The sequence below is a fragment of the Amycolatopsis sp. GA6-003 genome (genome assembly GCF_046267895.1).
GTDB lineage: Bacteria > Actinomycetota > Actinomycetes > Mycobacteriales > Pseudonocardiaceae > Amycolatopsis.
Genome location: NZ_CP176499.1, coordinates 9,306,112 through 9,325,106, shown reverse-complemented (window position 1 = coordinate 9,325,106; position 18,995 = coordinate 9,306,112). Strand labels below are relative to the sequence as shown.

The window sequence follows — 18,995 nt, the reverse complement described above, 5'->3', positions numbered from 1 at the left end:
CCGAGGCGGCGGCAGCCGGGATTTCGCCGTCAGGACTTGCGGAACGCCTCGATCAGGCGTGCGGTGAGTTCCGCGGCCACCGCGTCCGGGGCAGCGGCCAGATCCGCCCAGGGCAGCTTCTCGTCGGCAGGAACCCGGGCGTGCTCCGCCGTCCGCAAGGGCATCGAGACCGTCGACGTGTGCCGGTCGGCCAGCGATCCTTCCCAGACCAGCGAGCACGGCTCCAAGCCGATCGCGAGCGCGGCCTCGCCTGGGTCAGGAAGTTCCAGCTGGGCGAGCGCGACGAGCGAAGCCGACAACCGCGCTTGGACGTCGTGCTGGTCGAGGACGCTGCCGATGGTGGCTGTCGGCAACGCGAACCACGCACTGCGCTGTCCGCTCCGCAGGACCGCCAAGCCACTGCCGCCGCCGTCGCGTCCAGCCCTCGTCCACGCCGCGGCCAAGCCGTCTGCCCGGTCCTGCACCTCTTCGCCCATGCTGAACAGGCCGTGCGCGCGTCCGGCTGCCGCCAAAGTGCCCGCCACCGCCCGCAGCCGGCCCGCCGTCAGGGGCGCGGCGCCGACCGGAGCCAGGTGGAGTTCGACCGCGGCCGCCGCTTGGGCTGCCCAAGGATCCCGCACCAGCTCCGCACGCCACTGGACTGCCGCGGGCTCGGCGAGCACCGCCCAGCGCGGTTCGACCGCCTGGACGCCAGCCGGCGAGAAGCTGCCAGCCGCTGTCTCGAAAGGACGCGGCGGCAAATGCGGCACCTGCCCAAGCGCCGGCGGCACCCAGCTCGGCTGGCCGGTGATGATGCGCAGCAACCCTTCGATCCCGCTTCGGTCCAGCGCCGGGATCTCGTAGCGGTCCGCGGAAAACGGCTGGAGGAAGCGGGGAATCTCGTCGATGGACCTGCCCGGCAGGACGATCGGCAGGATTTTCCGCACCCAGGTCTCCCGGTGCCCGTGCACCAGGTCGCGGATCAGCGCGGTTTCCGTCTGCGCTCCCCGGTTGCCGGTGGTCTGCGCGGTGCCGTCGCCTACCCGGCGATAGGCGGGCGAGGCCACGACGAGGACGAAGTCGGACGTGGTGATGTGGTGGTTGGCCCACGCGCCCCAGTCCTTGCGCTCGTTTTCGGCCCACTGGTCGAGGACTGCGTCGATCCCGTTGCGCACCAGCAGCTCCGCCAGCTTGCGGACGGCCGCCCGATGCGCTTCGTCATCGTGGGCGTAGGAGACGAATACCTTGAAAGACCTCATCGCGACGTCCTCGACCGACATGCCGTCATTCAACCGGGCCCGCCCCGGGCCAGCGAAGCCACCACGCCGACCTCCGGCGAGCGGGCGCTCCGGCACGATCCTGGCCGACGCCGATTGCCTTGCCGTACAAGGGCAACTCTTCAAGGGAAGCCGCCTCTGCCGATCCGGCACCGCGAGACACCGGGCCCGGCGCGGGTCAGCGATCTTGTTCGTCCAAGCGGGCGCGGAGGCCGGTGATGATGTCGTGGGCGTCGGCGAGCTCGTCCTCCAGGCCGATGATCCGGGCGGCCGACGCCAGGGAATGCCCCTCGTCCAGTTGTTCGCGCAGCCGCACCACCTGGGTCAGCTGGCGGCGCGAGTAGCGGCGGTGCCCGCCGCCGGAGCGTTCCGGCCGGACCACCGCCGCGGAGTCCAGGCTGCGCAGGAAAGCCTGCTGCACGCCCAGCATTTCGGCGGCCTGCCCGGTCGTATAAGCCGGGTAGTCCTGGTCGTCAAGGTTGTCGAGTCCGGTCACGCCCACCTCCTCTCCGGACGAGTCAAGATTATCTCGACCCACTGCTTGACACAATCTCCAGTCCGCGCTATAGAAATTCTAGACGCGAGAACTGACCTGGGTGCCGCACCACCGTAGCCGGGGAGTGATCGACGATGCCGGACACCATCAGCCGCCAGGACGCGGCCGCCCGCGAGTTCGCGGAGCTGATCTGCGCGGATCCGGGCTGGCTGCGCGCCGAGTTCGAGGCGATCGTGTCCGCCGGTTTCGGCGAGGCGCCGGCGTTCCCGCCGTTGCGCGGCAACGATTCCCGTCCGCAGTATCCAGCAGAGGTCCCCGCCGGGCGGCGAGCGCCGGCAAGCGTGTGGCGGGCGTGGCCGCCGGAACGCCGGGAACGTTCTCCTCCGCCGCGAAGCGGGAACGCGAGATCCTGACTTCGCCTGGGAGGTGATAGCGCGCCGCTGCCGGTCGGGAGGCCTGCCACGACGCTCGGCCGAGGAGGCTCGCACAGCCCCGGCATCGCGTCTCGTGACGTGGTCCCGCGGCCCCCGCAGCATCCGGCAGCGCTGACTCGGACCTGACTCAGCACGGTTGCTTTTCACCCGAACTGGTACCGGCCCCGCCGCTGCGTCCGGCGGGGCCGGATCTCCGCGAAGACCAGCGATCCGACAGTCCAGACTCGAAAAAATCTGCAGTCGCGGGAACAAGTATTCAGAGCGAGTCGTTAGCGGAGTGGAGAACGAAGCGAGCGCCCGCCGCGCCGGCGGGCACGAGGGAAGGAGAAAGGGAGGCGCATGGTCATGTTGATGCGAACTGACCCGTTCCGGGAGCTCGATCGGCTGACCCAGCAGTTCTTCGGCGGCAACGGCACCGCGACCCGCCCGGCGGTGATGCCGATGGACGCCTACCGGTCCGGCAACGACTACGTGGTGCAGTTCGACCTGCCCGGCGTCGCGCCGGAGTCGATCGACCTGGACGTCGAGCGCAACGTGCTGACCGTGCGGGCCGAGCGCAGGCCCGGCTACGGCGAGGACGCGGAGGTCCAGGTCTCCGAGCGGCCGCGCGGGGTGTTCTCCCGGCAGCTGTTCCTCGGCGACACCCTCGACACCGACAGCATCAAAGCCGACTACGACGCGGGCGTGCTCACCCTGCGGGTGCCGATCGCCGAACAGGCCAAGCCGCGCAAGATCGCCATCGGCGGCGGCAGCGAAGCCAAGCAGATCAACGCCTGACCGCCCGAATATCCGGCCCCGTCCCGCGGCGGGCGGGGCCACGGCTCCCCGAGAGCACTCGCACGGACCTGTCGGCAAGCTCGCCGCAGGATCCGCTTTTTCCACCGCGAAGCACCGCGCCTGCTCGGCCGCGGTCTGTCCAATCGCGACACCGCCGCCGAACCGAGGCACGCACGGCGAAGCGCAGCCCCCCGCTTTACTCCACTGTGGACAGTCCACGTCCGGGAACGGGAGACGCCTCCGGTCGGCGGTAGCGCGCCCGGCCCGGCTCGGCCACCCTGGGCAGACGAGGACGGGAGGCTGCGGGTGAAGGTCGTCATCGTCGGGGCGGGCATCGGCGGGCTGACCGCGGCCCTGCGGCTGCACCGCGAAGGCATCGAATGCGCGCTCTACGAGCAGAGCACCCGGATCGGCGAACTGGGCGTCGGGATCAACGCCTTGCCGCACGCGGTCAAGGAACTCGCCGAGCTCGGGCTGCTCGACCGGCTGGACGAGATCGGGATCCGCACCCGCGAGCTGTTCTACACCCACCGGCTCGGGCAGGTCATCCTGCGCAAGCCGTGCGGGCTGGACGCCGGATTCGCGCTGCCCCAGTACTGCCTGCACCGCGGCAGGCTGCGGAACATGCTGCTTCAGGCCGTCCAGACCCGGCTGGGCCCGGACTCCGTGCGGACCGGGTGGCGGCTGACCGGATTCGAGCAGGACGAGCACGGCGTCCGGGCGCACTTCGCCGAGCGGGACCGCGACGAGCCGGTCTCGGTCGCCGCGGAGGTGCTGGTGGCGGCCGACGGAATCCACTCGGCCGCGCGTTCCCTGCTGTTCCCCGGCGAAGGACCGCCCCGCTGGAACGGGGTCCTGATGTGGCGCGGCGCCACCGACTGGCCGGAGTTCGGCGGCGGCGCTTCGATGATCGTCTCCGGCGGGACCGCGGCCAAACTGGTGGTCTACCCGATCGGCCCGGGCAAGTCCGCGGGCACCCGGCTCACGAACTGGGCCGTCTGCATCCGCACCGGCGAACCCGGCTCCCCTCCCCCGGACCGGCAGGACTGGGCCAAACCCGGCGACCGCGAAGAGCTGGCCCGGCACGTCGGGCGGTTCCGGTGCGCGGCGGTCGACCACGCCGCGCTGGTCGAGGCCACCGAGGAGGTCTTCGAGTTCCCGATGTGCGACCGGGACCCGCTGCCCGCCTGGTCGCACGGCCGCGTGACGCTGCTGGGCGACGCCGCCCATCCGATGTACCCGATGGGGTCCAACGGCGCCGGCCAGGCGATTCTCGACGCGTCCAGTCTCGCCTCGCAGCTGAGCCGGCACGCCGATCCCGTCGAGGCGCTGCGCGCGTACGAAGCCGACCGGCTGGCGGCCACCAGCGAGATCGTGCTGCGCAACCGCCAGGGCGGCCCGGAAAACGTGATCGACGAGGTCGAACGGCGCGCGCCGGCCGGCTTCGACCGCCTCGAGGACGTCATCGACGCCGCGGCGCTCGAGGCGATCGTCAGCGGCTACGCGCAGGTTTCCGGGGCGTCCCCGCAGCAGGTGAACCGCGTCTGAGCCGGTTCAGGCGCCCTCCACCGAACCGGGCGGCAGGAAGTCGACGTCGTGCAGCGCCGACACCCGGACCACCTCGGCCGGGTCGGTCAGGTTGTGCAGCTTGTCGAACAGCGTCGCCAGCTGCCCGGCCGGGCTCACCCAGAACAGGCCGCGGGTCATGCTCTCGCTGCGGTTGTAGTAGGCGTGCGGCAGGCCCTTCGGCATCCGCACGGTGTCGCCGGGACCCGCGGTCTCCCACTTGCCGTCGAGGTAAAGCGTGAAGACGCCCTCCAGGACGTAGATGTGCTCGTCCTGGGTCGGATGGACGTGCGGCGGCACGCCGGTCCCCGGCGGGTCGAGGGTCTCGAACGCGAAGCTCGACTCGCTGGCCGCCTTCATCGAGTAGGTGTGGCCGAGCACGTTCCACACCTTGTCCCGCATGCCCTCGCGGGCGGGCGTGATCCCCTTGGGCAGGGGACCGAGCACGATTTCCTCGCCGGTCATCACACCTCCTGGCCGATGGTCTTCTCCGGCAGAGACTCTGCGCCATCCGGCCGCGGGTGTACAGCCGCCGGTCCGAGGCGGTTTCCGGCCGGATTCAGTGGTATTCGGAAATCTCCACCCCGAACGTCCCCGGCTCCAGCGCCTCGAAGATGTGCGGCACGTCCCCCGGATAGCAGATGTAGTCCCCGGGAAGCAGCTCCACCGGGTCGTCCATGATGCCGATCCGCGCCCGGCCCGCGCACAGCACGGTGTGCTCCACCACCCCGCTCATGTGCGGATCCGACCGCCGCGGGCTGCCCGGTTCCGCGCTGACCAGGTAGATGTCCCGGCGCGCCGCGGACGGGCACGCGGACAGCAGCGTGCACGCGTAGTCGGCGTGTTCGGCGAACACCGTCGGGCCCTTGCCCGCGCGGATCACCTTCACCTCCTGCCGTTCCGGTTCGACCAGCCGGGAGAACGGCACGTCCAGCGCGACGCCCAGCGCCCACAGCGTCTCCACGCTCGGGTTGCCGGACCCCGATTCCAGCTGGGACAACGTGGATTTCGCCAGGCCCGCGCGGCGCGCGACCTCGGTCAGGGAGAGGCCGGCGCGGGCCCGTTCGCGGCGCAGCGACGCCGCGATGATGTCCAGCGGCGCGCCGGTGCTCTCGTTCGGCATGTGTGTTCGCTCCATCAGTCTTCTCGTTCGCCTTGACGAACAGGGTCGGCTGTGTTCAGCATAGGACACTATGCGTTCGATTTGGCGAACACTCGATCGCGGCCTCGTCCGCGACATCGGTCTCGTGTGCCTGGCCGACGCCCTCGTGGGCGTGTCCTACGGCGCCATCGCGGTGGGCTCCGGCTTCCCGTTGTGGGCGCCGATGCTGCTGTCCCTGCTGGTTTTCGCCGGGGCTTCGCAGTTCATGTTCGTCGGCATCGTCGCCTCGGGCGGCAATCCGCTCGCCGCGGTGGCCGCCGGGCTGCTGGTGAACGCGCGGCACGTGCCGTTCGGGTTCGCGGTCGGCGACGCGCTCGGGCGCGGACTGCTCGGGCGGCTGGCCGGGAGCCACCTGATGATCGACGAATCGGTGGCGTTCGCGCTGGCCCAGCGCGACGCGGACCGGCGGCGGGCGGCGTACTGGGCGTGCGGCATCGGGCTGTTCGTGTGCTGGAACCTCGGCGTGGTGGTCGGCGCGTTCGCCGGGTCCGCGATCAGCGACACCGACGCGTTCGGCCTGGACGCCGCCTTCCCGGCGGTGCTGCTGGCGCTGGTGCTGCCGTCGCTGAAGGACCGGGCCTCGCGGCTGCCGGTGCTGATCGGCGTGGTGGTCGCGCTCGCGGCCACTCCCCTGCTCCCGGCCGGCCTGCCGGTGCTGCTGGCGCTGGTCGGCGTGGTCGCCGGCGCGGCGGCGAAGGAGCCGAAGCCGCTGGAAGGAGCGCACTGATGGACGGCGCGGAACTGATCGTCGCGACACTCGTGCTGGCGGCCGGGACGTTCGCGTTCCGGCTCGCCGGGCCGCTGCTGCGCACGAAAGTGCGACTGTCCCCGCGCGCCGAACGGCTGATGACGCTGTCCGCCGTGGTGCTGCTGGCCGCGCTGGTCGCGACCAGCGCGCTGACCCAGGGGCACGAATTCGCCGGAATCGCCCGGCCCGCCGGAGTATTGGCGGGCGGCGTGCTGGCGTGGCGGAAAGCGCCATTCGTGGCGGTCGTGATCGCCGCCGCGGCGACCGCTGCTTTGCTCCGGCTCGCCGGGGTTCCGTAATCATTCCCGGGAAATTGCGCGGCGTCTTTTTCCGGAGGAATTCTCCTCGCCCGGAAAAGCCTGCCGGGCACGAGCGGCCGGGAGGGGGAGACGAGTGCTCGCCTCCCCCTCCCGCCGGGGGGAAATCAGTTCCGGGTCAGCGAGCGGAAATCGCCCGCGAACCGGTCGGGCCGACCGCGCCGCACGTCGGGTCCTCCGGCTGCGCCGGCACGCTCACCGCGTCCCACGCCGCCTTCACCGTGTTGAACTCGGTGCAGCCGTTCGGGAAGAGGCTCTTCGCCGCGGTCAGCGTCCAGGTGCGGTAGCTCTGGTAGGAGCTGCCGCTGGTCTTGAGCAGCATCGCGTTGTAGAAGATCTTCACCGCGGTCTGCACGCCGAGCCCGGTCACCGCGGAGTTGTCGCAGGTCGGGCTGGCCGGCTGGCCGTTGCTTGGGTTCGAACCCTCGGCCAGCAGGTAGAACCAGTGGTTGCCGGGGCCGGCCGCGGCGTGCACCTCGGTGCCGGGGATCGAGTCGTCGTAGCAGTTCGCGTGGCCGAGCTGGGACGGGTCGTACATGTTGCGGATCGGCCCGCTGCCGGTGAGGTTCACCTGGTTGCCGACGAGGAAGTCCGGGACCGCGTACGGCGCGGGCTCGTTGGCGAACCACTCGGAGGAGGCCCCGAACACGTCCGCGACGAATTCCTGGGTGCCGCCGCCGGACATGCTGCCCGGGGTGTGGTCGTCGATGCCGTGGCCGAACTCGTGCCCGATCACGTCGAGCGAGCCGATCCACTGGCCCGAGGTGTTGTTGCCGACCTGGACCTGGGTGCCGTCGTAGTAGGCGTTCTGCTCGTTGAGCCCGACGCGGATCGGCCAGCCGCCGCCGTTGCCGTCGAAGCTGTTGCGGCCCAGCCACTGCGACAGCATCTTGTTCTCCTGCTGGATGCCGTACAGGGCGTCGGCGCAGCCGGTTTCCTTGTCGGTCTCGTCGCCGTTGCCCCAGCTGTCGGTCGACTTGGTGAAGGTCTGCTGGGTGGCCGCGTCCTGGCAGCTGAGGTTCGCGATGTTCGGGTCCGTCATCGAGTAACCGCCGGCGCCGTCCGAGGAGGTGTCGAGGTGCAGCGGCTCCGGGCCGTTCCACACGCCCTGCGCGTCGCCGTAGGCCACGTGCTCCTGGGTGTGCAGCACCTTGCCGGTCATCGCGTCGACGACGACGTCCAGCTTGCTCGGCCCTTCCGCGTTCCGCCCGGTCACCCGGGTCGTCCAGGCGAGTTTCGGGCTGCCGAGCGCGTATACGGCAAGGGTCGCGGGCCGCACAGTGTCCACAGTGGGCACTTGGGTGCGGGCGATCGCTTCGGCCTGCTTCGCGGTCAGCCTCGGCGAGGTGCTGGGCAGGGCGATCTCGGAAGTCTGCGCGACCGAGGTGGCGAGCACCTTCCCGGCGGAGTTCGCGGCCACGACGAAGTCGCCGCCGATCACCGGGATTCCCTTGTAGGTGCGGTCATACGGCACGTATTTCAGCCCGTCGGTCGACGAGATCACCTTGTGCTGCAGGAAAACGTCATCCTTGCTGGCGTGCAGCGCGGCGGGCCGGGAGGCGACCAGCGCCTGCGCGGCGGTGGCCGCCACGGCTTCGGCGGCCTGCGGACTCTGCGGTTCGAGAGGTTGCGCGTGGGCGGCGGTGGCCGTGGTGACGGCCCCGGCCAGCACCCCGGCTGCGAGCAGCACGAGCGGTCGGCGCGATTTCATCGGCGGTGTTCTCCTCCGGACAGGCCGGATCAGGCCCGGGGGTGGGGGCCGGATTCGGAAGTGGAATGGGATCGAACCCCGCCCAGAGTCGGGTTTTTCCCAACTCCGGGCAACCGACGAACGTCGTGAAGTTGTCAACTTCGGCGCCGTCTCCCCGATTTCCGGCGCGCAATTTCCGGAATTTCCCCTTTCCGCCCAAGAATCGCCACTCGCCCACTCCGGCAGCAGCCCGGCTTTCCGGATGAATCCGGCGGCAATTCGCCGTGTGCTCCTTTGTGGACGGTCGAATCCGGGTCGTCCACAGTGGAATCGGGCCGTCCGGGAGACTGGCCGGCCGCGGTGAGCGAACGGCTGGTCCCGGGCCGCGCGCCTTGCCTCCCGGCGGGTCGCGGGTGTGTGATCGGGGACACAGTTCTTCCATCCGCCGTCGCTGAGGAGGCCGTCATGGCCGACAAGCAGAACAGGAGTGCCGACCCCGGGGCCGCCGTCGCTGTGGACGACCCCGCCAAGGTGCGGAACGTCGTCCTCGTCGGGCCCTCCGGGTCCGGGAAGACCACGCTCACCGAGGCCTTGCTCGCCGCGTCCGGCACGGTGCCGCGCGCCGGTTCGGTCGTGGAGGGCACCACGGTGTGCGACCACGACCCGGCCGCCGTGCGCCAGCAGCGCTCAGTCGGGCTTTCCGTCGCCCCGGTGTTGCACGCCGGGCACAAAATCAATCTCATCGACACCCCGGGGTACGCCGATTTCGTCGGCGAGCTGCGCGCCGGGCTGCGGGCCGCGGACGCCGCGCTGTTCGTGGTCTGCGCCGCCGAGGGCGTGGACGCCGCCACCGTCGCGGTGTGGGAGGAATGCGCGGCGGTGGGCATGCCGCGCGCGGTCGTCGTGTCGCGGCTCGACCACCACCGCGCCGACGCGCTCGCCGAGATCGCCGCCTGCCAGGCCGCCTTCGGCGCGGGCGTGCTGCCGCTGTACCTCCCGGCGCCGGACGGCCTGGTCGGGCTCGTCACCCAGCGCCGCTACGACTACTCCGCCGGCTATCCGCCGCGCGTGAGCGACCCGGACCCGGCCGTCTCCGAGGAATTCGCCGACGCCCGCAACGAGCTGATCGAGGGCATCATCGCCGAGAGCGAGGACGAGACCCTCATGGACCGCTACCTCGGCGGCGAGGAGATCGCCGAGGACGTGCTGATCGCCGACCTCGAGACGGCCGTCGCGCGCGGTTCGTTCCACCCGGTCATCCCGGTGTGCGCGACCAGCGGGACCGGGCTCGCCGAGGTGCTCGACGGCATCGTGCGGGCCTTCCCCTCGCCGCTGGAGCACACCCCGCCCGGCGTGACGAGCCCCGACGGCGCCGAGCACGCCGCGCTGTCCGCCGACCCGGCCGGCCCGCTCGCCGCCGAGGTCGTGCGCACCGCAGTCGATTCGTACGTGGGTCGAGTGTCGCTCGTCCGGGTGTTTTCCGGGACGCTGCGCCCGGAGAACCCAGTGCACGTCTCCGGCCACGGCCTCGCCGAACGCGGCCACGAAGACCACGACGCGGACGAACGCGTCGCCCACCTGTACTCGCCGCTCGGCGCGAACCTGCGCGAGGTGCCGTTCTGCGTCGCGGGAGATCTGTGCGCGCTCACCAAAGTGGGTTCGGCCGAAACCGGCGACACGGTGTCGTCGCCGGACGATCCGCTGCTGATCAAACCGTGGCGGATGCCCGAACCGCTGCTGCCGGTCGCCGTGGTCGCGAAGTCCCGCAGCGACGAGGACACGTTGTCCCGCAACCTTTCCCGGCTCGTCGCCGGCGATCCGACGCTGCGCCTGGAGCGCAACGCGGAAACCGGGCAGCTCGTGCTGTGGTGCATGGGAGAGGCGCACGCGGAGGTCGTTTTGTCGCGGCTGCGCGCGGGCGGCGCGGACGTCGGCACCGAGCCGGTGCGGATCAGCCTGCGCTCCACGTTCGCGAAACCCGCGCGAGGCCACGGACGGCACGTGAAGCAGTCCGGCGGGCACGGGCAGTTCGCGGTGTGCGACATCGAAGTCGAACCGCTGCCGCGCGGCGCCGGGTTCGAGTTCGTGGACAAGGTGGTCGGCGGCGCGGTGCCGCACCAGTTCATCCCGAGCGTCGAGAAGGGCGTGCGGGCACAACTGGAACGCGGCGTCCAGGACGGCTACCCGGTGGTCGACGTGCGCGTGACGCTGACCGACGGGAAGGCGCACAGCGTCGACTCCTCGGACGCGGCGTTCCAGACCGCCGGCGCGCTCGCCCTGCGGGAAGCCGCGGCGGCCAGCCGGATCCTGCTGCTGGAACCGCTGGACACGGTCGAGGTGAGCCTGCCGGACGAACACCTGGGCACCGTGCTGGGCGACCTGTCCTCCCGCCGCGGCCGGGTGCTGGGCACGGAATCCGGCGAGGGCGGGCACACCGTGGTGCACGCCGAAGTGCCCGCGGCGGAACTGCTGCGGTACGCGGTGGATCTGCGCTCGCTGACCTCGGGGACGGCGACGTTCACGCGGCGGCACGCGCGGTTCGAGCCGATGCCGGAGGGGGCGGCCGTCCCCTCGTGAGCAGTTAGGCCCGAGCTGACAGCGGCAGCGGTGCGGCGGAGCTGGGTGGCTCGTGAGTGCTTATCCCGGTTAGAACCGGGATAAGCACTCACGAGTCAGAACTCGAATCCGCCCGGCCGCCCGTTCCGGTCCGCCACCAACCCGGCCAGCGTCGCCACCGCGATCTCCGCCGGGGTGCGCGAGCCGATGTTCAGCCCGACCGGCCGGTGCACCCTCGCGATGTCCGGTTCCGGGACGCCCAATGCGCGCAGTGCTTCCACGTGCGGTCCCGGATGGCGCGGGTTGCCCAGCACGCCGATCCACCGCGTCGGCGTCGCCAGTGCGGCCTGCAGGACCGGGCCCAGTTCCGGGCGGTGGTGGTCGGTCACCACGACGTCCGCGTCCGGGCCCGGAGCGGGGGCGGTCGTGCGGACCTCGACTCCCTCGGGGGCGTCGGTGGCCCGTGCCTCGTCCGGTTCGAACAGCACGGCGCGATAGCCCAGGTCGGTCGCGTAGCGCAGCAGGTGCTTCGCGACCGGCGAGGCGAACACGGCCACCAGGGTCCGTTCGGCGGGCGGCTCTTCGACCTCGCCGTGTGCGACGGCGCAGGCATCGGGTTCGGTCGTCATGCGGCTCAGTCTGCCTCAGAGGTCCGGCTCGGCGAATTCGAAGTACTCCGGCAGCGGCGCGGTCCCGGCGAGCTTGAAGTACCGCACCTTCCGGCGCCGCCGCAGGGCCAGCGTGTCCCGCACCGCGTCGTTGTGCACGCGGCGCGCGATGACGACCCGGTGTTCGGCGTCGGTCAGTTCCTCGGAGAGCACCTCCGGCAGCCGGGACCGGTCGATCCGCGCCAGGACCAGCGTCAGCTCGTTCTCCGCGGCCTCGCGGTCCGGCCGCGCGGCAGCCTCGGCGCGCGCGGCCGCGGCGTGGAGAGCCACCCCGTCGGGCAGCACCGCGGCGACGGCGCGGGCGACCACGGCCCGGCGGGCGAGCGCGGCTTCCAGCGCGGCCCAGCCCGCGTCGGTCCGGACGTGCAGGCGGTCCAGCCGGTTCGCGGTCGCGACCAGGAACAGCCCGCCGAGCACCACGACCGCGGCCGCCGCCCCGAGCAGCCACCCCAGCACCGTCACGCCGGCTCCCGCTCGCCCGCCGCGACCAGCCGGGGGTCCGCCGCGATGGCCGTCTCGTACACCCGGAGCACCTGCGTGACCACGACCCCCCAGTCGTAGGCCGTCACCCGCTCGCCCGCGGCCGCCGCCAGCGACGCCCGGTGCGCCGGGTCGCCCAGCAGTTCGCGCAGGCCGCCGGCCAGGGAGGCCGGGTCGCCGGTGGCGTGGAGCATTCCGGCGCGGCCGTCGTCGAGGACGCGGCGGAACGAGTCGAGGCCGCTGGCCAGCACCGGAGTGCCCGCGGCCATCGCCTCGGTGAGGATCATCCCGAAGCTCTCTCCGCCGGTGTTGGGCGCGCAGTAGACGTCCACGCTGCGCAGCGCCCGGGCCTTCGTCTCGTCGTCGACCTGGCCCAGCAGGTCGACGTGGGGCCACAGGTCCGGTCCGGCCATCTTCCGCAGCTGGTCCGGCTCGCCGCGGCCGACCACGAGCAGGCGCAGGTCCTCGAACTCCGGCAGCAGCTGTCGCGCGGCCTCCAGCAGCACGTCCATGCCCTTGCGCGGTTCGGTGAACCGGCCGACGAACCCGATCGTGCCGCCCGCGCGCGGGTAGCCGTCCAGCGGCAGCGCACGGGAGAAGAACTCGACGTCCACGCCGTTCGGGATTTCGACCGCGTCGCCCCCCGCGTGCTCCACCTGCACCCGCCGGGCCAGCGCTGACACCGCGATCCGCGCGGTGATCTTCTCCAGCAGCGGCCGCAGCACCGGCTGGAACGCCGCCAGCGTCCGCGAACGCGTCGTCGCGGTGTGGAAGGTGGCCACGATCGGCCCGTCCGCGACCTTCAGCGCCAGCAGCGACAGGCTCGGCGCGGCGGGCTCGTGCAGGTGCAGCACGTCGAACCCGTTGTCCCGGATCCACCGCCGCACCCGGGCGTAGGAAACCGGGCCGAACTGCAGCCGCGCGACCGAGCCGTTGTACGGGATCCCCAGCGCCTTGCCCGCCGGGTGCACGAAATCCGGCAGCTGCGCGTCTTCGTCCGCCGGTGCCAGCACCGACACCCGGTGCCCGCGTTCGAGCAGCGCCTTCGCCAGGTCGATCACGTGCCCCTGGACCCCGCCGGGGACGTCGAACGAGTACGGGCACACGATCCCGATCTTCAACCCGCGCGCCACCCGGGTCAGCTCGCTTCTTCCAGCGCCGCCGCCGCCGAATCGGCGGGCCAGAACGGCTGCAGCATGTGCCAGTCGGCCGGATGCGCGGCGATGTCGCCGGCGAACACGTCGGCCAGCGCCTGCGTCGCGGCGGGCACCTCGGCCCGCGCGGTGACGCGGATGCGCGGGTGGATCCGGATCTCCCAGCCGTCCTCGGTGAACCAGCAGCCGGTCGGCAGCAGCGCGGCCCCGGTGGTGGCGGCGAGCCGCGCCGGGCCGGGCGGCAGGTGCGTTTTCTCGCCGAAGAACCGCACCGGGATGCCGGACGACGTCAGGTCCCGGTCCCCCAGCAGGACCACCAGCTTGTTCTCGCGCAGCCGCCGCAGCAGCAGCCGCATCGCCGCGCTGTCGCCGGTCAGCGGCACGATTTCGAAGCCGAGCGATTCCCGGAACGACACGAACCGGCGGTACAGCGACTCGGGTTTGAGCCGCTCCGCGACGGTGGTGAAAGTGCCCGCGTAACTGGCGAGCCAGACTCCGGCGATGTCCCAGTTCCCGCTGTGCGGCAGCGTCATCACCGCGCCGTTGCCCTCGGCGAGCGCCGCGTCGATGTTCTCCGCGCCGGTCACCGTCACCTGCTTGGCCACCGCCGCGTGGTCCATCGCCGGGAGCCGGAAGGTCTCGAACCAGTAGCGCGCGTACGACCGCATCGCGCGCCGGACCAGCTCGTCCAGCTCCGCTTCCCCGGCCTGCGGGACGACGCGGGCGAGGTTGGCGCGCAGCTGCCGCACTCCCCCGCCGCCGCGCCGGGCGGCCATGTCGGCGCCGAAGGCGAACGTCGCCGCCCCGAACGACCTCGGCACCCGCCGGACGAGCCGCCAGCCCGTCGCGTAGCCGAACTCGCTGAGCCGCTGGGACAGTGTGCTCACGGTTGCGCCCCGCCCGCCGAGGTGCCGGCCTGTTTCGCCGCGGCCGCCCGCGCCGCGCTCGCCACCGCCGCCGCCCGCTGCAGCAGCGTGACCACCGACAGCACGGCGAGCAGCCACAGCGAGATCTCGACGGTCCAGGGCACGCCGAGGCCGTGCAGCCCGGTGCCGACGAGGGCGATGATGAGCCGCTCCGCGCGCTCCACCAGCCCGCCGTCGGCTTCGAGGCCGGACGCTTCGGCGCGCGCCTTCACGTAGGAAATGACCTGGGCCAGCACGAGGCAGATCAGCGCGGCAGCCGCGGCCCGGTTGTTGTGGTCCTGCACGAAGCACCACCACGCGATCGCGGCGAACAGCGCGCCGTCGACCAGCCGGTCGCAGGTCGCGTCGAGGACCGCGCCGAAGGGGGTGCCGTACCCGCGGGCGCGGGCCATCGCGCCGTCGAGCAGGTCGAGCATGGCGAAGCCCCACACGGTGAACGTGCCCCACAGCAGCAGGCCCTGCGGGAAGAACGCCAGCGCGCACGCGACGGCGCCCGCGGTGCCGAGCACGGTCATCGCGTTCGGGGTCAGTCCGGCGCGGACCAGGGCGGCGCCGATCGGGTCCGTCACGCGGGAGACCGAGGCACGGGCGAAAATGTTGAGCATCTTCCTCGTCTGTGCACCTGATTCGGGGGCGGGTGGGCGACGAAAGCCTATCGACCCCGCTGTCCGAACCGGACCCGCCCGCCCGCGACCCGCCGGAGCGTCAGCCGGATTTCGGCAGTTCGACGACCGGTGCGGCGAATTCCGCGGCCTCCTCGGCCTCGCGGACGGCCTGGCATTTCGGCCGCAGCCCGGCCAGGATCGCCTCGGAAATCTCGCCCAGCTGGCGCACCTGCTCGGCGCTCAGCTGGTCGAACAGCGTCTCCCGGACCGCCTCGACATGCCCGGGCGCGGCTTCCTTCAGGGCCTCGAACCCGGCGTCGGTGAGCACCGCCCACGACCCGCGCTTGTCCGTCGGGCAGGACTCGCGCCGGACCCAGCCCTTCGCCTCCAGCCGCGCGACCGCGTGCGACAGCCGGCTGCGCGACGACCCGCGCACCGACGCCAGCTCGCTCATCCGCAGCCGCCGCCCCTCCGCCTCGGACAGCGCGACGAGCACCTCGTAGTACGTGTGCGGCATGCCCGAATCGTGCTGCAGCTGTCCTTCGAGGTGCGCGTGCAGCTGCGAACTGGCCTGGGCGTAGGCGCGCCAGACCCGCTGCTCGTCGTCGGTCAGCCAGCGTGGTTCGGACATATCGTCATCATACGCTGGTTGAGCACTCAATCACCGCCGCGCGACGGGCCTCACCACGCGTCCGCGAGCAGGTCGCGGGTTTCGCCGAGCAGCTGCGGCAGCACCTTCGTGTGCCCGATCACCGGCATGAAGTTCGCGTCGCCGCCCCAGCGCGGCACCAGGTGCTGGTGCAGGTGCGCGGCGATGCCCGCCCCGGCGATCACGCCCTGGTTCATCCCGATGTTGAACCCGTGCGCCGCCGAGACCGCCCGGATCACGCCCATCGCGTGCTGGGTGAACTCGGCCAGCTCGCGCGTCTCCTCGGGCGTGAGGTCCGGGTAGTCCGCGACGTGCCGGTACGGGACCACCATCAGGTGCCCCGGGTTGTACGGGTACAGGTTCAGCACCGCGAACACGGTTTCGCCGCGCGCGACGATCAGCGCTCGCTTGTCGTCGCCGAGGCCGGGCAGGCGGCAGAACGGGCAGCCGTCGGACTCCTCGCCCTCGGGCTTGTCCTGGCCGCGGATGTAGGCCATCCGGTGCGGGGTCCACAGCCGCTGCAGCGCGTCCGGGACCCCGATCCCGTCCTGTTCGACGAGTTCCGGCCCGGTCACTTCAGGATCTTCTCCACGGCCTCGGCCGACGGCGACGCGTTCTCCCGCCGGGCGACCCATTCCGCGATCGCCTCGACCGCCTGCTCGACCGGGACGCCGTTGATCTGGCCGCCGTCGCGGAACCGGAACGACACCGCGCCCGCCTCCGCGTCCTTCGCGCCGGCCAGCAGCAGGAAGGGCACCTTCTGCGTGGTGTGCGTGCGGATCTTCTTCTGCATCCGGTCGTCGCTCGCGTCGACCTCGACGCGGATCCCCTTGGCGCGCAACGCCTTCTCCACGCCGCGCAGGTACTCGACCTGGTCGGCGGTGATCGGGATGCCGACCGCCTGCACCGGCGACAGCCACGCCGGGAACGCGCCCGCGTAGTGCTCGGTCAGCACGCCGAAGAACCGCTCGATCGACCCGAACAGCGCGCGGTGGATCATGATCGGCCGCTGGCGGCTGCCGTCGGGCGCGGTGTACTCGAGGCCGAACCGCTTGTTCTGGTTGAAGTCCAGCTGGATGGTCGACATCTGCCAGGTGCGGCCGATGGCGTCCTTGGCCTGCACCGAGATCTTCGGGCCGTAGAAGGCCGCGCCGCCCGGGTCCGGCACCAGTTCGAGGCCGGAGTCGACCGCCGCCTGGCGCAGCGTCTCGGTGGCCTCCTCCCACTCCCAGTCCTCGCCGATGAACTTGTCCGAGTCGCCCCGGGTGGACAGTTCGAGGTAGAAGTCGGACAGGCCGTAGTCGGCCAGCAGGTCCAGCACGAACTTGAGCAGCGACCGCAGCTCGGACGGCATCTGCTCCTTGGTGCAGTAGATGTGCGAATCGTCCATCGTCAGGCCGCGCACGCGGGTGAGGCCGTGCACGACGCCGGACTTCTCGTAGCGGTAGACGGTGCCGAATTCGAACAGCCGCAGCGGCAGTTCGCGGTAGGACCGCCCGCGCGAGCGGAAGATCAGGTTGTGCATCGGGCAGTTCATCGCCTTGAGGTAGTAGTCCTCTTCCTCGAACTGCACCGGCGGGAACATCGTGTCCGCGTAGTACGGGAGGTGCCCGGAGGTGTGGAACAGATCGCCCTTGGAGATGTGCGGCGTGTTCACGAACTCGTAGCCGGCTTCCTCGTGCCGGCGGCGCGAGTAGTTCTCCAGCTCGCGGCGGATGATGCCGCCCTTGGGGTGGAACACCGGAAGGCCGGAGCCGATCTCCTCGGGGAAGGAGAACAGGTCCAGCTCCGCGCCGAGCTTGCGGTGGTCGCGCCGCTCGGCCTCGGCGAGGCGCTCGAGGTGGGCGTCCTGCGCCTCGGCCGATTCCCACGCGGTGCCGTAGATCCGTTGCAGCTGCGGGTTTTTCTCGTTGCCGCGCCAGTACGCGGCGGCCACCCGGGTGAGCTTGAAGGCCGGGATGAACTTGGTGGTGGGCACGTGCGGGCCGCGGCAGAGGTCGCTCCACACGCGTTCCTTGGTGCGCGGGTCGAGGTTGTCGTAGATGGTCAGCTCTCCCCCGCCGACCTCCATCACCTCGGTGGTGTCCACATCGGACTTGAGGTCCACCAGTTCGAGCTTGAACGGCTCGTCCTTCAGTTCTTCCTTGGCCTCGTCGGTCGAAGCGAAGACCCGGCGCGAGAACTGCTGCGCGCCCTTGACGATCTGCTTCATCCGCTTCTCGAGCTTCTGCAGATCCTCGGGCGTGAACGGCTTTTCGACGGCGAAGTCGTAGTAGAAGCCGTCGCGCACCGGCGGGCCGATGCCGAGCTTGGCCTCCGGGAATTCCTGCTGCACGGCCTGGGCGAGCACGTGCGCGGCGGAGTGCCGGATCACGCTGCGGCCGTCCTCGGTGTTCGCCGCGACGGCTTCGACCTGCGCCTCGGCCTCGGGAGCCCACGCGAGGTCGCGCAGCTTCCCGTCGGCGTCGCGGACGACGACGATCGTGTCCGGGCCCTTGGTGGGCAGCCCGGCTTCGCGCACCGCGGCGCCCGCCGTAGTGCCCGCCGGCACCACCACGCGCGGGGCGGGTACGGCGGCAGCTGACGACGGTTGGGACACGATCGGACTCCTTTGGGAGAAGTGACTGAAACGGCTCCCGCTGATGCTAGTCGGCGGCGGGTTCGCCGATTCGACCGCCGTCGGCCAGCACTGCCCGCCGACGCCGAAAGGCCGCCCCGGGCGTGCGGGGCGGCCTCTCGGCGACACTGCAAGGGTCAGAGGGTCTCGACGACCTGCTCGAAGTCGAGCCGCGGCAGGCGGTCGAACCACGGGTTCTCGCCCGGCTTGCCGACGTTCACCACAACGAGCGAACGCCAGTTGTTGCCGGAGAAGAACTCCTTGTCCACGCCCGCGGCGTCGAAGCCGGTCATCGGGCCCGCGGCCAGTCCGGCGGCGCGCACGCCGATGATGAAGTAGCCGACCTGCAGCAGCGAGTTCAGCTTGGAGAACTCGACGCGGCCGGCCTCGTCGGCGAAGTTGTCCTTCACGCCGGGGTTGTGCGGGAAGACCTGCGGGATGTTCTCGTGGAAGTCGACGTCCGCGGCCAGGATCACGGTCAGCGGCGCGGCCTCGGTCTTGGCGCGGTTGCCCTCGGCCATGTGCGGCAGCAGGCGCTGCTTCGCCTCGTCGCTGCGGATCGCCAGTGCGCGCAGCGGCTGGGTGTTCATCGAGGTGGGAGCCCACTTGACGAGGTCGTAGATCGCGCGGACCTGCTCGTCGGTCACCGGCTCCGAGCTGAAGCTGTTGGCCGTGCGGGCCTCGCGGAACAGCAGGTTCTGCACCTCGGCGGGCACCTGCAGCTGCTCGGACTCTGCGAAAGTAGTCATCGGATCCGTCGTTCCTTCCCGTGCTGTCGCCTACGCCCGGCACCAACATGGTTGAACGCTTGACTATTTCGCCCGCCGCCCCGTTGTGACCCAGCACACGGGACGGCCGCCGGTTCCTCCGCTGACCGGCGGCCGTGGCTTTACG

At 71.4% G+C, this 18,995-nt stretch carries 20 protein-coding genes; 6 read left to right on the top strand and 14 right to left on the bottom strand.

Annotation, left to right across the window (positions count from 1 at the left end; translation table 11 throughout):
- Positions 1-29: 29 nt before the first annotated feature.
- Entirely contained in the window at positions 30-1,238 is a 1,209-nt protein-coding gene (locus F9C12_RS42095; protein ID WP_409464182.1) for an SEFIR domain-containing protein, read from the bottom strand.
- Between the two features lie 196 nt (positions 1,239-1,434).
- Complete coding sequence (locus tag F9C12_RS42090; RefSeq protein WP_409179880.1) at positions 1,435-1,752, bottom strand: helix-turn-helix domain-containing protein; 318 nt, start codon at positions 1,750-1,752, stop codon at positions 1,435-1,437.
- Between the two features lie 134 nt (positions 1,753-1,886).
- On the opposite strand from F9C12_RS42090, the gene F9C12_RS42085 reads away from it, so the two are divergent.
- The 3 genes from F9C12_RS42085 to F9C12_RS42075 all read left to right on the top strand — a co-directional run bounded on the left by F9C12_RS42085 (position 1,887) and on the right by F9C12_RS42075 (position 4,511).
- Positions 1,887-2,165 (top strand): hypothetical protein, encoded by a 279-nt coding sequence (locus F9C12_RS42085; RefSeq protein WP_409464181.1) that lies wholly within the window; start codon positions 1,887-1,889, stop codon positions 2,163-2,165.
- Between the two features lie 366 nt (positions 2,166-2,531).
- The gene (locus F9C12_RS42080) at positions 2,532-2,963 is read left to right on the top strand and encodes an Hsp20/alpha crystallin family protein (RefSeq protein ID WP_409179878.1); all 432 of its coding nucleotides are present in this window, start codon (positions 2,532-2,534) and stop codon (positions 2,961-2,963) included.
- A 306-nt stretch (positions 2,964-3,269) separates the two neighbouring features.
- Positions 3,270-4,511 (top strand): flavin-dependent oxidoreductase, encoded by a 1,242-nt coding sequence (locus F9C12_RS42075; RefSeq protein WP_409464180.1) that lies wholly within the window; start codon positions 3,270-3,272, stop codon positions 4,509-4,511.
- 6 nt (positions 4,512-4,517) lie between these two features.
- Here F9C12_RS42075 and F9C12_RS42070 read toward each other — a convergent pair whose 3' ends face one another.
- A complete protein-coding gene (locus F9C12_RS42070) occupies positions 4,518-4,994 on the bottom strand; it encodes a cupin domain-containing protein (RefSeq protein WP_409179876.1) in 477 nt (158 codons plus the stop codon).
- 94 nt (positions 4,995-5,088) lie between these two features.
- Complete coding sequence (locus F9C12_RS42065) at positions 5,089-5,652, bottom strand: helix-turn-helix domain-containing protein (protein WP_409464179.1); 564 nt, start codon at positions 5,650-5,652, stop codon at positions 5,089-5,091.
- 70 nt (positions 5,653-5,722) lie between these two features.
- On the opposite strand from F9C12_RS42065, the gene F9C12_RS42060 reads away from it, so the two are divergent.
- Positions 5,723-6,418 (top strand): AzlC family ABC transporter permease, encoded by a 696-nt coding sequence (locus F9C12_RS42060; protein WP_409179874.1) that lies wholly within the window; start codon positions 5,723-5,725, stop codon positions 6,416-6,418.
- Positions 6,418-6,738, top strand: coding sequence for an AzlD domain-containing protein (locus F9C12_RS42055; protein ID WP_009079357.1), 321 nt, complete (start codon positions 6,418-6,420; stop codon positions 6,736-6,738). The genes F9C12_RS42060 and F9C12_RS42055 overlap by 1 nt, the downstream gene beginning before the upstream one ends.
- Before the next feature lie 136 nt (positions 6,739-6,874).
- Here the strand turns inward: F9C12_RS42055 and F9C12_RS42050 are convergent, their stop codons facing one another.
- The gene (locus F9C12_RS42050; RefSeq protein ID WP_409464178.1) at positions 6,875-8,467 is read right to left on the bottom strand and encodes a M4 family metallopeptidase; all 1,593 of its coding nucleotides are present in this window, start codon (positions 8,465-8,467) and stop codon (positions 6,875-6,877) included.
- A gap of 444 nt (positions 8,468-8,911) precedes the next feature.
- Here F9C12_RS42050 and F9C12_RS42045 point away from each other — a divergent pair, with 444 nt between their 5' ends.
- The gene (locus F9C12_RS42045) at positions 8,912-11,023 is read left to right on the top strand and encodes an elongation factor G-like protein EF-G2 (RefSeq protein WP_409464177.1); all 2,112 of its coding nucleotides are present in this window, start codon (positions 8,912-8,914) and stop codon (positions 11,021-11,023) included.
- A 95-nt stretch (positions 11,024-11,118) separates the two neighbouring features.
- On the opposite strand, the gene F9C12_RS42040 is transcribed toward F9C12_RS42045, so the two are convergent.
- The 9 genes from F9C12_RS42040 to F9C12_RS42000 all read right to left on the bottom strand — a co-directional run bounded on the left by F9C12_RS42040 (position 11,119) and on the right by F9C12_RS42000 (position 18,850).
- Positions 11,119-11,631, bottom strand: a complete 513-nt coding sequence (locus F9C12_RS42040; protein WP_409179871.1) for an XdhC family protein — start codon at positions 11,629-11,631, stop codon at positions 11,119-11,121.
- A gap of 15 nt (positions 11,632-11,646) precedes the next feature.
- Complete coding sequence (locus F9C12_RS42035; protein ID WP_409464176.1) at positions 11,647-12,132, bottom strand: NUDIX hydrolase; 486 nt, start codon at positions 12,130-12,132, stop codon at positions 11,647-11,649.
- Positions 12,129-13,271 (bottom strand): glycosyltransferase family 4 protein, encoded by a 1,143-nt coding sequence (locus tag F9C12_RS42030; RefSeq protein ID WP_409467161.1) that lies wholly within the window; start codon positions 13,269-13,271, stop codon positions 12,129-12,131. Before F9C12_RS42030 ends, F9C12_RS42035 begins: the two co-directional genes overlap by 4 nt.
- 17 nt (positions 13,272-13,288) lie before the next feature.
- Complete coding sequence (locus tag F9C12_RS42025; protein ID WP_409179869.1) at positions 13,289-14,191, bottom strand: phosphatidylinositol mannoside acyltransferase; 903 nt, start codon at positions 14,189-14,191, stop codon at positions 13,289-13,291.
- Positions 14,188-14,835, bottom strand: a complete 648-nt coding sequence (gene pgsA, locus F9C12_RS42020; RefSeq protein ID WP_409179868.1) for a phosphatidylinositol phosphate synthase — start codon at positions 14,833-14,835, stop codon at positions 14,188-14,190. Before pgsA ends, F9C12_RS42025 begins: the two co-directional genes overlap by 4 nt.
- 100 nt (positions 14,836-14,935) lie before the next feature.
- On the bottom strand, positions 14,936-15,466 hold the full coding sequence (locus F9C12_RS42015) for a MarR family winged helix-turn-helix transcriptional regulator (RefSeq protein ID WP_409464175.1): 531 nt from the start codon (positions 15,464-15,466) through the stop codon (positions 14,936-14,938).
- A 50-nt stretch (positions 15,467-15,516) separates the two neighbouring features.
- Complete coding sequence (locus tag F9C12_RS42010) at positions 15,517-16,059, bottom strand: HIT family protein (RefSeq protein WP_409179866.1); 543 nt, start codon at positions 16,057-16,059, stop codon at positions 15,517-15,519.
- Complete coding sequence (gene thrS, locus F9C12_RS42005) at positions 16,056-18,083, bottom strand: threonine--tRNA ligase (RefSeq protein ID WP_409464174.1); 2,028 nt, start codon at positions 18,081-18,083, stop codon at positions 16,056-16,058. The genes F9C12_RS42010 and thrS overlap by 4 nt, the downstream gene beginning before the upstream one ends.
- A gap of 155 nt (positions 18,084-18,238) precedes the next feature.
- Positions 18,239-18,850, bottom strand: coding sequence for a malonic semialdehyde reductase (locus F9C12_RS42000; protein ID WP_409464173.1), 612 nt, complete (start codon positions 18,848-18,850; stop codon positions 18,239-18,241).
- Positions 18,851-18,995: the final 145 nt, after the last annotated feature.

What these genes read in the sequence shown, in the direction of transcription:
- F9C12_RS42045 (WP_409464177.1), top strand. Translation starts at nt 8,912, where the DNA reads ATGGCCGACAAGCAGAACAGGAGTGCCGACCCCGGGGCCGCCGTCGCT.
- F9C12_RS42040 (WP_409179871.1), bottom strand. Translation starts at nt 11,631, where the DNA reads ATGACGACCGAACCCGATGCCTGCGCCGTCGCACACGGCGAGGTCGAA.
- F9C12_RS42015 (WP_409464175.1), bottom strand. Translation starts at nt 15,466, where the DNA reads ATGTCCGAACCACGCTGGCTGACCGACGACGAGCAGCGGGTCTGGCGC.
- F9C12_RS42080 (WP_409179878.1), top strand. Translation starts at nt 2,532, where the DNA reads ATGTTGATGCGAACTGACCCGTTCCGGGAGCTCGATCGGCTGACCCAG.
- F9C12_RS42000 (WP_409464173.1), bottom strand. Translation starts at nt 18,850, where the DNA reads ATGACTACTTTCGCAGAGTCCGAGCAGCTGCAGGTGCCCGCCGAGGTG.
- F9C12_RS42065 (WP_409464179.1), bottom strand. Translation starts at nt 5,652, where the DNA reads ATGCCGAACGAGAGCACCGGCGCGCCGCTGGACATCATCGCGGCGTCG.
- F9C12_RS42055 (WP_009079357.1), top strand. Translation starts at nt 6,418, where the DNA reads ATGGACGGCGCGGAACTGATCGTCGCGACACTCGTGCTGGCGGCCGGG.
- F9C12_RS42050 (WP_409464178.1), bottom strand. Translation starts at nt 8,467, where the DNA reads ATGAAATCGCGCCGACCGCTCGTGCTGCTCGCAGCCGGGGTGCTGGCC.
- F9C12_RS42060 (WP_409179874.1), top strand. Translation starts at nt 5,723, where the DNA reads ATGCGTTCGATTTGGCGAACACTCGATCGCGGCCTCGTCCGCGACATC.
- F9C12_RS42095 (WP_409464182.1), bottom strand. Translation starts at nt 1,238, where the DNA reads ATGAGGTCTTTCAAGGTATTCGTCTCCTACGCCCACGATGACGAAGCG.
- F9C12_RS42085 (WP_409464181.1), top strand. Translation starts at nt 1,887, where the DNA reads ATGCCGGACACCATCAGCCGCCAGGACGCGGCCGCCCGCGAGTTCGCG.
- pgsA (WP_409179868.1), bottom strand. Translation starts at nt 14,835, where the DNA reads ATGCTCAACATTTTCGCCCGTGCCTCGGTCTCCCGCGTGACGGACCCG.
- F9C12_RS42070 (WP_409179876.1), bottom strand. Translation starts at nt 4,994, where the DNA reads ATGACCGGCGAGGAAATCGTGCTCGGTCCCCTGCCCAAGGGGATCACG.